The following is a 13,910-nucleotide window of genomic DNA, read 5'->3' as shown; positions in this document are numbered from 1 at the left end:
CCCCCGACATCGCCGTCCCGTGACGATCGGGCGGGCAGGCGAGGCCTCCATGTCCTCCCATCGGCCGATGACGCCACGGCGACGGAGACCAGCATGCCGCATCCTCGTCGCATGGCCGCCGCCGTGCGCGATCGATTTCGAGACCAGGTTCGCGACCCCGACGCAGGCGACACGAGCGCGACGCCCACGACGGCCGGCGCGCGGGAGGCGCAACAGGCCGGCCGTCGGGCCGATCATGCCGGTCGACCTGTCGGGCGAGCGCTTCTCCGGCAGGCGAGCGCGCAGGCCGCCGGCGCCGAAGGCGAGGACGGCGGCTCCGATGGCCCGCGCCGGAGTATTCATCGCATCCGCCTCTCGCAGCCTCGACTTAGAAGATAAACGTGAGCTGCGTGCTCAATTGCCAGAGCGCCCCCGCGGTCGGCCGTACGGCGTTGTAGTACGCGCTCAGCGACAGATCGACCGGGAGCGATCCGACGCGGAATGTCCGGCCGGCGCCGCCGCCGACGGGAACCGTCCATTTGGTTCCCGGGGCCTGCCAGTTCGCTGTGACATTGGGGCCCGTCGAAACGTACCACCCGTCGTCGAGGTTGTAGGCGACAAAGGGGTTGGCGAGGAACGTGGCGTAGCTGTTCCCCGACGGCCCGGGCGCTCCTCCCATCGACCAGATGGCGTTGAACAGCGTGCCGGTGACCCACGGGCCGCCCGACCAGACGATCGCCGCGCTCGGACCCCCGCCCCAGACGCTCGAGCCGAGCGTGGTCGAGCTGATCGTCGGAATTTGAACGACCGGGCCTGCGCCCCACAGCCACCCGTCGACGGCGCGCCGGGGCGAGAGGAAGGCAGTGAACGAGGTCGGCGCGGTCCCGGCGGGCACGGTCGGGATCGGCGCGGCGTCCGGGTTCCAGACCACCGGCAGGATGGTGCGGGTGATCAGGTTCCAGTCGTCGGTGATGTGGAAGGGAATCACCGGCTGGAGGTTGAGGACGTTCTGCGCCCCGCCATGCGGCCCGTAGCCGAAATTGACGTTGTTCTGCAGCGGGAAGCTGATGAGGTCGCCGACCGGATTTTGAATCTGCTTGGCGAGCTCGCTGTCGCTCTCGTCCTTCGCGTCGTCGCCGACCAGCGGTTGCCGTCCCGCAGGCTGCGCGGTTTGCGCCAGGGAAGGCGGCGAAGCGACAAGAAGCGCCGCGCAAAGCAGGCCGAAGGTTGGTTTCATAAGCGTCCTCCCCAAAGGACGAACGAGCGCGCTGGAAGCGGATCCAAATCTGCAAATTTAACGGCGCTCACGCAAGCGGCGAGTCGACCCGCGGGCGCTGGAACGGGAAGCGCCCATGGCGGACGTCGCCGCGGCGCGCGGGCGCGCCCACGGGCGGTCTCCGTCGTTCGTGGCTAGTGTCCGGTCTCGGCGGCCAGAACCTGTTCGAGCGATTCCGGTTCGATGTGGACCGGGCCGCTGAACGGGTGGTCGAGCGAAATGATGATCACCAGGCCCGAGGTGAGAACGATCGACAGGATCGCCGTCATCGCCAGTTGCGCGGCCGCGTTGCGACTGCCGAAGAACAGCGTGAAATAGATGGTGAGGCCGGCGCCGGCGAACAGCACGAGCCAGATTACGTCGGGCAAGAGGCCGGTCGACAGGTGGAGGCGCACCCGGCGCGCCAGGTTGAGATTGTCGACCTGGGTGAAGACCGCCGTCATGTCGGGGGCGCTGCGCGTGCCCGTCCGGTTGAGCGCCATCGCGGCGCGATAGACCGCATCGAGCGCCTGCGACGTCTCCAGATCCGCCGACTCCGCCGCCATCGCCCGCCAGTCCTTTTCGATGGTGAGCTTCAGATAGTCGACCACGCGGTCGCGGAGGGCGATGGCCTGCGGCTCGGCGCCTTCGGCATAGTGGAACAACGCCGACGCGGCGGCGGATTCCCGGGCGACCGACGTCTGTCCCTCGCTGAACTTCTCCCAGACGGCGACCACGACGAACGCCAGCAGCACGGAGTAGAAGACCCCGATGGCACCGAACAGGAAGCCGGCGAGCTCGTTGTTGACCTCGAGCCGCTCGAAGCCGGCCCATCGGCGCACGACGATCTGGAGTCCGACCGCGACGGCCGTCGGCGCGAGGACGACCAGAACGATCAACTCCCACAGCGGCAGGAGCGACAAGGCGTTCGACATGGATTTCCTCTCCCCCAGAGGGAGGCTCGACTCTGTACGCCGCCCAGGGGGAAAAGAGCCCAGCCGCTACGGCCGACTGTCGCCGTCGCCGCCGACATCGTCAAGCCCGGCGCACCCGCGCTCCCGGGGGCGGTTCCGGCCGGGGGAAGCCAGGATCGAGGGAGCGCGTGTCGCGCGCTCGGGCGGCGCGACGCCGCCCCGATCAGTCCTTCGCCCGCTCGACGTAGCTGCCGTCCTCGGTCTGGATGACGATGCGCGTTCCCGGAGAAATGTGCGGGGGCACCATGGCGCGCGCGCCGTTCGAAAGCTTCGCGGGCTTATAGGACGAGGACGCCGTCTGGCCCTTCATCGCCGGCTCCGTCTCGACCACTTCCAGCGTCACGCGCGGGGGAAGCTGGATCGCCACCGGCTTCTCGTTGAACACCGACAGAAGCACCTTCATGCCTTCCTGAAGCCACTGCGCCTGCTCGCCGAGGACGTCGGCCGGGACGGTGACCTGGTCGTAGGTCGCGTTGTTCATGAAATGATGGCCGTCGGCGTCGGCGTAGAGGAAACCGAATTCCTTGTCCTCGACGAAGGCGCGCTCGACCTGCTCGGTGGTCTTGAAGCGGTCGGTGACCTTGACGCCGTCGGACAGGCGGCGCATGTCGATCTGGGTCGTGGGGGTGCCCTTGCCGGGATGGAAGCTTTCCGCCGAGAGAACGACGCACAGTTGCCCGTCCTCCCGCTCGATGATGTTGCCCTTGCGAATCGAGCTTGCGATAACTCTCACGACCTTGTCCTTAAGAAATTGGCGCGCGCGCCTGATGCGCGAACGGACGCCCGTTTTCAAGGCGGCGTCCCGGCGCTTTCGGCGCGCTTTATACTGATTTTGGCGGCAAAGGCCAGCCGGGATCGTTCACAATCGGCCGCAACCTTCGGAGCAACTTGAGTTCCTCGTCCCCCCCGCCGTTCTGGAGCCCCGACCGCCACGCCGCCCGCCGCCCGCGGCTGATCCTTCGCGCGCGGATCGCCGCGGCGGCGCGCCGCTGGTTCGACGCCAAGGGCTTTGTCGAAGTCGATCCCGCCGCCCTTCAGGCCTCCCCCGGCGTCGAGACCCACTTGCACGGGTTTCGCGCCGACCTCGTCGGGCCCGACGGCCGGACGCACGAATCCTGGCTGCACACCTCGCCCGAATTCGCGATGAAAAAGCTGCTCGCGGCAGGCGAAACGCAGATCTTCGCGCTCATGCACGTGTTCCGCAACCGCGAGCGCACGGCGCTGCACGCGCCGGAATTTGCGATGCTCGAATGGTACCGCGCCGGCGCGCCGCTCGACGTGTTGATGGACGACTGCGCCGCGCTCGTTGCGCTCGCCGCTCACGTCGCCGGCGCGAAAACTTTCGCGTTCCGCGGCCGCGAGGCGAGCCCGTTCGAGCCGCCCGAGCGCCTGACCGTCCGCGAAGCGTTCCTCCGCCACGCCGGGATCGACCTCTATCGAAGCCTTCCCCGCGGCGACGAGCCGGACATGGGCCTGCTCGCCCGTCAGGCGAAAGCGGCGGGCCTTCGGGTCGCGGCGGACGACACCTGGTCGGACCTGTTCAGCCGGATCTTGAGCGAGCGGGTCGAGCCAAACCTCGGCCTCGGCCGGCCGACGATCCTGCACGCCTATCCGGCGAGCGAGGCGGCGCTCGCGCGCCTCGATCCGGCCGATCCGCGCGTGGCGCAACGCTTCGAGCTCTACGCCTGCGGCGTGGAGCTGGCCAACGCCTTCCACGAGCTCACCGACCCAGCCGAGCAGCGGCGCCGTTTCGAGGCCGACAGGACCGAGCAGCGCCGCATCTACGGCGCCTCCGCCCCGATCGACGAGGACTTCTTGAGCGCCGTCGCCGGGATGCCGGACGCTTGCGGCGCCGCGCTCGGCTTCGACCGCCTGGTGATGCTCGCGACCGGCGCAGCCAGCGTCGAGGCGGTTCAGTGGACGCCGGTGTTCGATCCCGGAGCCGGCGCGTGAGCCCCGATCCCGCCCTCATGCTCAAGGCCCGGGCGGCGCTGACCAGCGTCTACGGCTTTTCCGCCTTCCGCCCCGGGCAGGAGGAGATCCTGTCGGTGATCCTCGACGGCGACGACGTGCTCGCGGTGATGCCGACCGGCAGCGGCAAGTCGCTGTTGTTTCAACTGCCGCCGATCGTGCGCGCGGGCCTGACGCTGGTGGTGTCGCCGCTGATCGCGCTGATGCGCGATCAGGTGGCGCAGTTGCGCGAACTCGGGATCGAGGCCGCGGCCCTCAATTCCTCGACCGAGCCGGACGAGCGGCGCCAGATCGCGCGGGGCTTGAAGGAGGGGACGCTGCGCCTGCTCTACATCGCCCCCGAACGGCTGATGCGCGACGACGTGATCGCCTACCTCAAGGGCTTTCCGATCGGCTGCCTCGCCATCGACGAGGCGCATTGCGTGTCGCAATGGGGGCACGACTTCCGCCCCGAATATCTGCGCCTGCGCGAGGTGGTGCAGGCGCTGGAGGGCGTGCAGACCGTCGCCGTGACCGCGACCGCCGACGCGCCGACGCGCGACGACATTGCCGCCAGGCTGTTCGTGCGCAAGCCGAAAGTCTTCGTCCGCTCGTTCGACCGGCCGAACCTCTTTTTGGCGATGCGGCCGAAGACCAACGCCACCCGCCAGCTGATCGAACGGCTCGACCTGCACCGTGGCGAGTCCGGCATCATTTATTGCGCGTCGCGCCGGCGCACCGAGGAGCTGGCGCAGGAACTCTCCGGCCTCGGCCGCCGGGCGCTCCCCTACCACGCCGGGCTCGATCATGGTGTTCGGGCGGCGAACCAGGACGCTTTTTTGCGCGAAGACGGTTGTGTCGTCTGCGCGACCATCGCCTTCGGCATGGGCATCGACAAGCCGGATGTGCGCTTCGTGTTCCACGCCGACATGCCGTCCTCGATCGAGGCCTATTACCAGGAGATCGGCCGCGCCGGGCGCGACGGCCTGCCGGCCGACACGCTGACCCTGTACGGCGCCGGCGACATCGAGCTGCGCCGCCGCCAGATTGTCGAGGGCGGCTCGCCGGACGAGCGCAAGCGGGTCGAGATGGCCAAGCTCGACGATCTCGTCACCCTGTGCGAGACCGCGCGCTGCCGCCGCCAGACCTTGCTCGGCATGTTCGGCGAGGAGTCGGGCCCGTGCGGCCATTGCGACGTGTGCAAGGGCGCGGTGCGGCTGATCGACGGCCGGGTCGAGGCGCAGAAGGCCCTGTCGGCGGTGCTGCGCACCTCGGGGCGCTTCTTCTTCGGCCATCTCGCCAACATCCTGGCCGGCAAGACCACCGAGGCGATCGAGCGCCACGGCCACCACGAGCTGAAGACCTTCGGCGTCGGCAAGGACCGCACCCCGGCCGGCTGGCGCGGCGTGCTCAGGCAGTTGCAGTCGGCCAAACTGATCGTCCGCGACGAGGAGGACCGCGACCGGCTCGTCGTCACCGAGGAGGGGCGGAAGGTCCTGCGCGGGGAAACGCCGTTCGCGCTGCGCGAGGACGTGATCGCGCCTGGGCGCAAGCGGGCCGAGCGCCGGATCGTCGAGCCGGGCGACGCAGACGCCGATCTACTCGCCGCGCTGAAGGCCCTGCGCGGCGCGATCGCCGCCGCCCAGAAGCAGCCGGCCTACGTGATCTTTCCCGACCGGACGCTGCTCGAGATGGCGAAGGAACGACCCGCATCCCTCGACGACCTCGCCTCGATCCACGGCGTCGGCGACACCAAGCTGCACAAATACGGGGCGCCCTTCCTGGCGGTGATCCGGGACCACGCCCGTGCCTGAGCTGCCCGAGGTCGAGACGGTGCGGCGCGGGCTCGCGCCGGCGATGAGCGGCGCACGAATCGAAAAGGTCGAGCTCAGGCGGGCCGACATCCGCTTTCCCTTCCCGTCCGACTTTTCCGAGCGCCTGACCGGGCGGCGGATCGAAACGCTGACGCGGCGGGCCAAGTACCTGCTGGCCGGGCTCGACAGCGGCGAGACGCTGATCGCCCACCTCGGCATGTCCGGCTCGTTCCGGATCGAGGAGGCCTTCGTCGGCGAATTCCATCACCCGCGCTCGAAGGACCCGAAGCACGACCACGTCGTCTTTCATCTCGATGGCGGCAAGGTCGTCACCTACAACGATCCGCGCCGGTTCGGCTTCATGGACCTCGCGCGCGTCGGGGAGCTCGACCGTCACCCCCGGCTCGCCGGGCTCGGCGACGAGCCGCTGGCGGACGATTTTGACGGCGCGAGGCTGGCCGCGCTGTTTCAGGGGGTGCGCGCGCCGCTGAAGGCGGCGCTGCTCGACCAGAAGCGGATCGCAGGGCTCGGCAACATCTACGTCTGCGAGGCGCTTTTCCGCGCAAAACTGTCGCCGTTCCGGGCCGCGGGCGACCTCGTCCGCGCCGACGGGCGGCCGACCCGGTCGGCCATGACCCTGGCGGAGGCGATCCGCACGGTGCTGCTGGAGGCGATCGAGGCCGGCGGCTCGACGCTGCGCGATCATCGCCAGACGGACGGCGCGCTCGGCTATTTCCAGCACGCGTTTTCCGTCTACGACCGCGAGGGGGCGGCCTGCCAGCGCCGGGGGTGCGGGGGCATGGTCCTGCGCAATGCGCAATCCGCGCGCTCGACGTTTTATTGCCCGGAGTGCCAGAAGTAGCCGGCGACCCCGCCGTCGCAACCGGCATGAGCAGCGAACCAGCCGGGCGGCCGCCATCGGTCGCGTCCAGCCTCGTTTCGTGATAAAAACGGCCCGCATGAACCTCGCCCTGCGCAAGCCCATGACCCTCGCTGAGTTCCTCGCCTGGGAGGAGCGTCAGCCGCTGCGTTACGAATTCGACGGAGTCGGCCCGGTCGCCATGACGGGCGGGACCGCCGGCCACTCCGCCATCCAGGCCAACCTTGCGTTCTCGCTGACCGGCCGGCTCCGCGGAAAGCCATGCCGCTTCCATGGAAACGACCTCAAGTTCCAGGTCGCCGACGGCGCTGTCCGCTACCCCGACGGCATGGTGCTGTGCTCCCCGGTCGATCGCGGCGCGACCGTCGTCCGGAACCCCGTCGTCGTTTTCGAGGTGCTGAGCCCGAGCACGACCCGCACCGATCGGCTCGTCAAGGCGCGCGAATATCAGGCCACGCCCTCCGTTCAGCGCTACGTCATGCTGGAGCAGGACAGCGTCGGGGCCGTCGTTTACGCCCGCGCCGGCGACGGGTGGACGCACGAGATCCTGATCGAAGAGTCCACGCTCGCCCTTCCGGAGATCGGCGTCGAACTGCCGCTCGCCGAACTCTACGACGGGATCGACTTCGGCGCCGCGACGGGCGGGCCGCAGGCGGAAGAGTCCGCCTGACGGATCGCCTCCGCGCCGACGGGAGGCGGGCGGCGGCGGACGGCGGCCGGCTCGCGCGGTCTTCGGTGGGCGGTCGCCGTCGCAAGCCGCCGGATGGAAGCGCGCCCGCGCGCCGTCGAGACGGCGGAAAGCCGCGGGACGGCTGCGAGACGGTTCGCGTCATTGACAACCCCGGCCCCGGCTCCTATCTCACCGAGAACCCTGTTCAGCAGCGCGAAAACGGGCGCTTTGCCATGTTTCGCGCTTTTTGTTGTGGCCGTTGTCGTAAGCCGCGCCCCGGGATCGTCCGAAGACCGGGCGAAGCGCGAGGAATACCGGCGCGGCGATGGAAAGGTCGACCATGCTCCGCGCCCTGAAATTCGACTCCGTGATGAAGGCGGTGTTCGGATCGTCCAACGACCGCCGTCTCAAGGGCTACCGGCCGAAGATCGCCGAGATCAACGCGCTCGAGCCGGAATTCGCGGCGCTGACCGACGAGCAGTTGCGCGCCAAGACCGACGAATTCCGCGCCGAACTCGCCGCCGGCAAGACGCTCGACGACATCTACGCCCCCGCCTTCGCCGCCGTCCGCGAAGCCGCCAAGCGCACGCTCAAGCAGCGCCATTTCGACGTCCAGCTGATCGGCGGCTTCGTCCTGCACGAGGGCTCGATCGCCGAGATGAAGACCGGCGAAGGCAAGACGCTGGTCGCCACCACCGCCGTCTATCTCAACGCGCTCGCCGGCGAGGGCGTGCACGTCATCACCGTCAACGACTATCTCGCCCGCCGCGACTCCGACTGGATGGGCCAGATCTACCGGTTCCTCGGCCTCACCGTCGGGGTGATCGTGCACGGGCTCGACGACGACGAGCGCCGCGCCGCCTACGCCGCCGACGTGACCTACGGCACCAACAACGAATTCGGCTTCGACTATCTGCGCGACAACATGAAGTACGACATGGGGCAGATGGTGCAGCGCGGCCACGCCTACGCCATCGTCGACGAGGTCGACTCGATCCTGGTCGACGAAGCGCGCACGCCGCTGATCATTTCCGGCCCGTCGGAGGACCGTTCGGGCCTCTACGCCGCGGTCGACACGATCATCCCGAAGCTGGTCAAGGAGGACTTCGAGCTCGACGAGAAGCAGCGCACCGTCAACCTGACGGAAGCCGGCAACGAGCACGCCGAGACGTTCCTGCGCGAGATCGGCGTGATGAAGGAGGAGGGCTCGCTCTACGAGGCGGGCAACGCGACCCTCGTCCATCACGTCAATCAGGCGCTGCGCGCCCACAAGCTGTTCCAGCGCGACAAGGATTACATCGTCCGCAACGGCGAGGTGGTGATCGTCGACGAGTTCACCGGCCGCATGATGCCCGGCCGGCGCTATTCCGAGGGCCTGCATCAGGCGCTCGAGGCGAAGGAGCACGTCACCGTCCAGCCCGAGAACGTGACGCTCGCCTCGATCACCTTCCAGAACTACTTCCGCCTCTACAAGAAGCTCGCCGGCATGACCGGCACGGCCTCGACGGAAGCGGACGAGTTCGCCGAGATCTACAAGCTCGTCGTGGTCGAGATCCCGACCAACCTGCCGATCGCGCGCGCCGACGAAGACGACGAGGTCTACCGCACGATCGACGAGAAGACGCGCGCCATCGTGCGCGAGATCGAAGAGGCCAACGCCAAGCTGCAGCCGATGCTGGTCGGCACGACCTCGATCGAGAAGTCCGAGGTGCTCGCCGAGGTGCTCGAGAAGAAGGGCTACAAGAAGATCGACTTCAGCCAGCCCGGGGCGCTGAAGCCGCTTTACGCCTCGGCGCGCTCGGGCAAGCCGTCGAAGACCTTCGCGGTGCTCAACGCCCGCTTCCACGAGCAAGAAGCGCCGATCGTCGCCGAGGCCGGCGTCCCCGGCGCGATCACCATCGCCACCAACATGGCTGGCCGCGGCACCGACATCCAGCTCGGCGGCAACGTCGAGATGCGCATTCGCCAGGAGATCCCCGCCGACGCGAGCGAAGAGGAGCGCGCGGCGAAGGAAGCGGAGATCCGCGCCGAGGTGGCCGAGCTCAAGCAGAAGGCGATCGAGGCCGGCGGCCTCTACATCATCGGCACCGAGCGGCACGAGAGCCGCCGCATCGACAACCAGCTGCGCGGCCGTTCGGGGCGCCAGGGCGATCCGGGCCGGTCGAAGTTCTTCCTGTCGCTGCAGGACGACCTGATGCGCATCTTCGGCGCCGAGCGCATGGACACCATGCTCAAGCGTCTCGGACTGAAGGAGGACGAGGCGATCGTCCACCCCTGGATCAACAAGGCGCTGGAGAAGGCGCAGCAGAAGGTCGAGGCGCGCAACTTCGACATCCGCAAGAACATCCTCAAGTTCGACAACGTGATGAACGACCAGCGCAAGGTCATTTTCGAGGACCGGCGCAAGATGATGGCGGCCGAGACGCTCGAGCCGACGATCGTGGAGATGCGCACCGGCGTCGTCGACGATCTGGTCGCCGAGCACATCCCGCACGACGCCTATCCGGAAGCCTGGGACATCGCCGGCCTGAAGAAGGAAGTTCTGGAGAAACTCAATCTCGACGTGCCCGTCGACGCCTGGGCCAAGGAAGAGGGCATCGCCGACGAGGAGGTCGCAGCCCGCCTGCACAAGGCGGCGGAGGAGGCCTACGCCGAGCGCGTTCGGCGCAACACGCCCGAGGCCATGCGCTACGTCGAGAAGCAGGTGATCCTGCAGGCGCTCGATCACCTGTGGCGCGAGCATCTGGTGACGCTCGACCACCTGCGCCAGGTGATCGGCTGGCGCGGCATGGCGCAGCGCGACCCGCTCAACGAATACAAGTCCGAGGCGTTCGAACTGTTCCAGCAGCTGATCGAGCAGTGGCACGAATCGGTGATCTCCCAGATGATGCGGATCGAGGTGCGCTTCCAGACGCCCGAGCCGCCGCCGCCGATGATGTTCCAGCACGCGGAGGCGGGCGCCCTCGACGGCGACTATCCGCTCGGCGGCCTCTCGACCGACGCGCGCCTCGCCCCGGACGCCGGGGTCGCGCTCGCCGAGGAGCGCGATCCGCAGGCGCCGGCGAGCTGGGGACGGGTCGGCCGCAACGAGCCGTGTCCGTGCGGCTCGGGCAAGAAATTCAAGCACTGCCACGGGCAGGTGGCGTGAGCCGCCGCCATGGGCTCGGCGCCGCGACCAGCCGCGCGGAAGCGCTCGCCTGGCTCGCCGAAACGTTCGGCGCCGCGGGGATCGAGGAGCCGAAGCGCGAAGCCCGCCTCGCCCTCTGCCACGCCGGCGGGTTCGCGGCGGCGTCCCTGATCGCCGAACCGGAAAGGTCGCTCGGCGAACCGGCCGCGGCCCGGCTCACCGAGTTCGCCGCACGGCGCGCGGCCGGCGAGCCCTTTTCCAAAATCGCCGGGCGGCGCGAGTTCTGGGGCCTGACGCTGATCGTGTCGCCGGAGGTGCTCGACCCGCGCCCGGAGACGGAAACGCTGGTCGAGGCGGCGCTCAAGATTCTCGGCGCGCGGCGGCGCAATCCGTTGCGCATTCTCGACCTCGGCGTCGGTTCGGGCGCGATTCTGTGCGCGCTGCTGACCGAATGCCCGATGGCGCAGGGCCTCGGCGTCGACGCGTCGCCGGCCGCCGTCGCCGTCGCGAGCCGCAACATCGAAGCGTGCGGCTTGGCGGGCCGTGCGGACATCCGGCTCGGCTCGTGGACCGAGGGCGTCGAAGGCCCGTTCGACCTGATCGTTTCGAACCCGCCCTACGTTCCGAGCGCCGAGATCGACACGCTGGCGCGCGAGGTGCGGGATTTCGACCCGCGCCTCGCGCTCGACGGCGGCGCGGACGGGCTCGACGCCTACCGCACCATCCTGCCGGCGGCGGCGAGCCTGCTGTCGCCCGGCGGCCGGCTGATCGTCGAGGTCGGGGCCGGACAGGGCGGCGCCGTCCTCGGCCTCGCGGCGCGGCTGGGGTTCGTCCACGCCGAGACCCGACGCGATCTCGCCGGGATCGACCGGGTGGTGATCGGCGAGCGGCCTTAAGTGAAACGCCTTCGGCGCCGGGTCGCCCTCGCGCTCCTCGCCGCGACGGCGGTCGGGCCGGTCGCAGCCGATTCGCCGGCGCCAAAGCGCGACTGGCGACAGGAAAAGTGCTTCCGTTACGGGCGCGACTGGGACGAGGCCCTGCGCCGCTTCGGCAGGGACGGTCTCAGCGCGGGGTTTCTGGCCGGCAACGGCGCCTTCCTCAAGGCCGGCTGCGTCGCCTCCAAACCAATCTGTCCCAAGACCGCGCGGGATCGAAAGCTCGCCGACGCGCTCGCGATTCGCGTCGTCAACGAGGGCATGTCGCCGACCTTCCTGCCCTTCGACTGCCCGCCGCGCTGAGGCAAAGACGCAAGCGATCCGGAAGCTGGCGCGGACGGCGGACGCGCCCTACAAGGCGAGGGACGCGTCCGGGGACGCGGGATCGCGGAACTTTCTCGAAGGGGGTCGCTGATGGCCGAAGAATCCGTCGAACAACCGCGCGGCGAGCTGACCGTGCGCCTCGTCGCCATGCCGAGCGACACCAACGCCAACGGCGACATCTTCGGCGGCTGGGTGTTGAGCCAGATGGACGTGGCGGGCGGCATCGCCGCGGTCGAGACGGCGCAGGGGCGGGTGGCGACGGTCGCCATCGACGCGCTGCATTTCATTCGCCCGGTCAAGGTCGGCGACGTCCTGTGCGTCTACACCGCGGTCGACCGGATCGGGCGCACCTCGATCAAGATGCATGTCGAAGCCTGGGCGCGCCGGTTCCGCCGGCACGTGCGCGAGAAGGTGACCGACGCCACCTTCACCTTCGTCGCCATCGACGAAGACGGACGGCCGCGGCCGGTCGTCGAGGAGCCGGCGAAAGGGTGAGGAAAGGCGCGGGCCGACAGTCTGGCCGCCCGCCCCCTTCGCCTCCGCGCCAATCGTCAGAGCCTGTACGAGAGCGTCCGGCCCGATGGGGCGCCCGGCGCAGCGTGTCGGGGTCATCGCAGAATCTTCCCCAGATTGTACGCCAGGCTCTTGAGGCAGTCCGCCGGTGTGGGTTCGAGAACCGGTCGCGAGACCGCTACGCCAAAATCCTGGACTGATGATAAACGATTATGGACTAAATATTATAGATGCTCCTGTGACCCTTTGCTAGAAATCGTCGCCGCTGGATGAACCTCCGGGTGAACTTTCCGGCCCTTCAGGGCGGCTTCTGCAAAGAACAGGAGAAGACCATGCGTGTATTCGTGACAGGGGCAACCGGTTTCGTCGGGACCGCCGTCGTCAAGGAGCTGATCGGAGCGGGCCATGCCGTCACGGCGCTCGCGCGCTCCGAAGCAAAGGCCCAGGCGCTGCGGGCCAAGGGCGTCGAACCGCATCGCGGCGATATCGATGATCTGGAAAGTCTTCGGAGTGCGGCGGCGGCGGCGGACGGAGTGATCCACCTCGCCTTCATGCACGGCCTGTCGCAGGTCCCGTTGCCGAAGCGGCTACGCATCCTTTTTGGCGGACTGCCGACCGACATCGTCTCACGTTTCCTGGCGGTATCCGCCGAGGCGGACCGCTGCGCGATCGACGCGCTCGGCGTCGCCCTCAAGGGATCGGGTCGGCCGCTGGTGACGACCTTCGGCACGATGGGACTGGCGCACGCCGCACTGCGGGCTTCTGGACTCGCGACGGAGAACGATGCGCCCGCGACCGATTCGCCCGGCATCGCCAGAGCGATGACCGAGGAAAAGGTGGAGGCCCTGGCCTCACTCGGCGTGCGCGCGACGATGATCCGCCTCGCGCCATCGGTGCATGGCGACGGTGATACGGGTTTCGTGCCGCAACTGATCGCGATCGCCCGCAAGAAGGCCAACTCGGCTTATGTCGGCGATGGCGACAATCGGTGGGCTGCGGTGCACCGGACCGACGCCGCGCGGTTGTTCAGGCTCGCGCTGGAGCGCGGAGTCGCCGGCGCGCGCTATCATGCGGTCGCGGACGAAAGCATACCGTTCCGGACGATCGCCGATGTCATCGGTCGAAAGCTCGACGTTCCCGTAGCCGGGATCACGGCAAAAGAAGCGTCGAAACGATTCAGTTTCCTCGCACCCTTCATCAAGGCCGATAATCCGGCGTCGAGCGACCTGACCCGCGCCCAGCTCGGATGGCAGCCGCAGGAGCAGGGTCTGATCGCCGACCTCGAACATGGGAGTTACTTCGACACCGCGCCGCGGAGTTTGTCATGAGCGCTGGTCTCATCTGGGGCTGGGCGACGCTCGGTTTTGCGCTGATGACGCCCGTCACGCTTTGGGCAGGCCACTCTGACCGAAGGCCTCTGGCCGGAGTCAGCGTCTGGGCGAAGCCTGCGATCCAGGAGGCCAGCCCTGCCCGGTAGCCAACTCCTTCT

The 13,910-nt window shown here is 68.7% G+C and carries 14 protein-coding genes; 10 read left to right on the top strand and 4 right to left on the bottom strand.

Translation table 11 applies throughout. The features are described from left to right. Nucleotides 1-367: 367 nt before the first annotated feature. The 3 genes from DFR50_RS05775 to efp form a co-directional block, all read right to left on the bottom strand. On the bottom strand, nucleotides 368-1,216 hold the full coding sequence (locus tag DFR50_RS05775) for a neuromedin U (protein WP_113888246.1): 849 nt from the start codon (nucleotides 1,214-1,216) through the stop codon (nucleotides 368-370). A gap of 173 nt (nucleotides 1,217-1,389) precedes the next feature. Continuing rightward, complete coding sequence (locus DFR50_RS05770) at nucleotides 1,390-2,169, bottom strand: bestrophin-like domain (protein WP_113888245.1); 780 nt, start codon at nucleotides 2,167-2,169, stop codon at nucleotides 1,390-1,392. A gap of 202 nt (nucleotides 2,170-2,371) precedes the next feature. Beyond that, nucleotides 2,372-2,941, bottom strand: a complete 570-nt coding sequence (gene efp / locus DFR50_RS05765; protein WP_113888364.1) for an elongation factor P — start codon at nucleotides 2,939-2,941, stop codon at nucleotides 2,372-2,374. Nucleotides 2,942-3,096: 155 nt separating this feature from the next. Between efp and epmA the strand changes: the two genes are divergently transcribed. The 4 genes from epmA to DFR50_RS05745 all read left to right on the top strand — a co-directional run bounded on the left by epmA (nucleotide 3,097) and on the right by DFR50_RS05745 (nucleotide 7,522). After that, on the top strand, nucleotides 3,097-4,161 hold the full coding sequence (gene epmA / locus DFR50_RS05760; protein WP_113888244.1) for an EF-P lysine aminoacylase EpmA: 1,065 nt from the start codon (nucleotides 3,097-3,099) through the stop codon (nucleotides 4,159-4,161). A gap of 17 nt (nucleotides 4,162-4,178) precedes the next feature. Beyond that, nucleotides 4,179-5,972, top strand: a complete 1,794-nt coding sequence (recQ, locus tag DFR50_RS05755; RefSeq protein WP_113888243.1) for a DNA helicase RecQ — start codon at nucleotides 4,179-4,181, stop codon at nucleotides 5,970-5,972. Further along, a complete protein-coding gene (gene mutM / locus DFR50_RS05750; RefSeq protein ID WP_113888242.1) occupies nucleotides 5,965-6,834 on the top strand; it encodes a bifunctional DNA-formamidopyrimidine glycosylase/DNA-(apurinic or apyrimidinic site) lyase in 870 nt (289 codons plus the stop codon). The genes recQ and mutM overlap by 8 nt, the downstream gene beginning before the upstream one ends. A 97-nt stretch (nucleotides 6,835-6,931) precedes the next feature. Continuing rightward, a complete protein-coding gene (locus DFR50_RS05745) occupies nucleotides 6,932-7,522 on the top strand; it encodes a Uma2 family endonuclease (RefSeq protein WP_113888241.1) in 591 nt (196 codons plus the stop codon). Between the two features lie 189 nt (nucleotides 7,523-7,711). On the opposite strand, the gene DFR50_RS31910 is transcribed toward DFR50_RS05745, so the two are convergent. Continuing rightward, the gene (locus DFR50_RS31910; RefSeq protein WP_170153064.1) at nucleotides 7,712-7,864 is read right to left on the bottom strand and encodes a hypothetical protein; all 153 of its coding nucleotides are present in this window, start codon (nucleotides 7,862-7,864) and stop codon (nucleotides 7,712-7,714) included. Here DFR50_RS31910 and secA point away from each other — a divergent pair. The 6 genes from secA to DFR50_RS31905 all read left to right on the top strand — a co-directional run bounded on the left by secA (nucleotide 7,863) and on the right by DFR50_RS31905 (nucleotide 13,898). Continuing rightward, complete coding sequence (secA, locus tag DFR50_RS05740; protein WP_113888363.1) at nucleotides 7,863-10,670, top strand: preprotein translocase subunit SecA; 2,808 nt, start codon at nucleotides 7,863-7,865, stop codon at nucleotides 10,668-10,670. The genes DFR50_RS31910 and secA overlap by 2 nt on opposite strands. After that, nucleotides 10,667-11,545, top strand: coding sequence for a peptide chain release factor N(5)-glutamine methyltransferase (prmC, locus tag DFR50_RS05735; protein ID WP_113888240.1), 879 nt, complete (start codon nucleotides 10,667-10,669; stop codon nucleotides 11,543-11,545). Before secA ends, prmC begins: the two co-directional genes overlap by 4 nt. Next, the gene (locus DFR50_RS05730) at nucleotides 11,546-11,887 is read left to right on the top strand and encodes a hypothetical protein (RefSeq protein ID WP_113888239.1); all 342 of its coding nucleotides are present in this window, start codon (nucleotides 11,546-11,548) and stop codon (nucleotides 11,885-11,887) included. Between the two features lie 111 nt (nucleotides 11,888-11,998). Continuing rightward, nucleotides 11,999-12,403, top strand: a complete 405-nt coding sequence (locus DFR50_RS05725; RefSeq protein ID WP_113888238.1) for an acyl-CoA thioesterase — start codon at nucleotides 11,999-12,001, stop codon at nucleotides 12,401-12,403. 350 nt (nucleotides 12,404-12,753) lie between these two features. Continuing rightward, nucleotides 12,754-13,749 carry an SDR family oxidoreductase gene (locus DFR50_RS05720; protein ID WP_113888362.1) on the top strand — a complete coding sequence of 332 codons (996 nt, stop codon included), beginning with the start codon at nucleotides 12,754-12,756 and terminating at the stop codon, nucleotides 13,747-13,749. Beyond that, complete coding sequence (locus DFR50_RS31905; RefSeq protein WP_170153063.1) at nucleotides 13,746-13,898, top strand: hypothetical protein; 153 nt, start codon at nucleotides 13,746-13,748, stop codon at nucleotides 13,896-13,898. Before DFR50_RS05720 ends, DFR50_RS31905 begins: the two co-directional genes overlap by 4 nt. Nucleotides 13,899-13,910 lie beyond the last annotated feature (12 nt).

The organism is Roseiarcus fermentans (assembly GCF_003315135.1).
GTDB lineage: Bacteria > Pseudomonadota > Alphaproteobacteria > Rhizobiales > Beijerinckiaceae > Roseiarcus > Roseiarcus fermentans.
The sequence above is the reverse complement of the archived record's forward strand: the minus strand, read 5'-3'. Positions and strand labels throughout refer to the sequence as shown.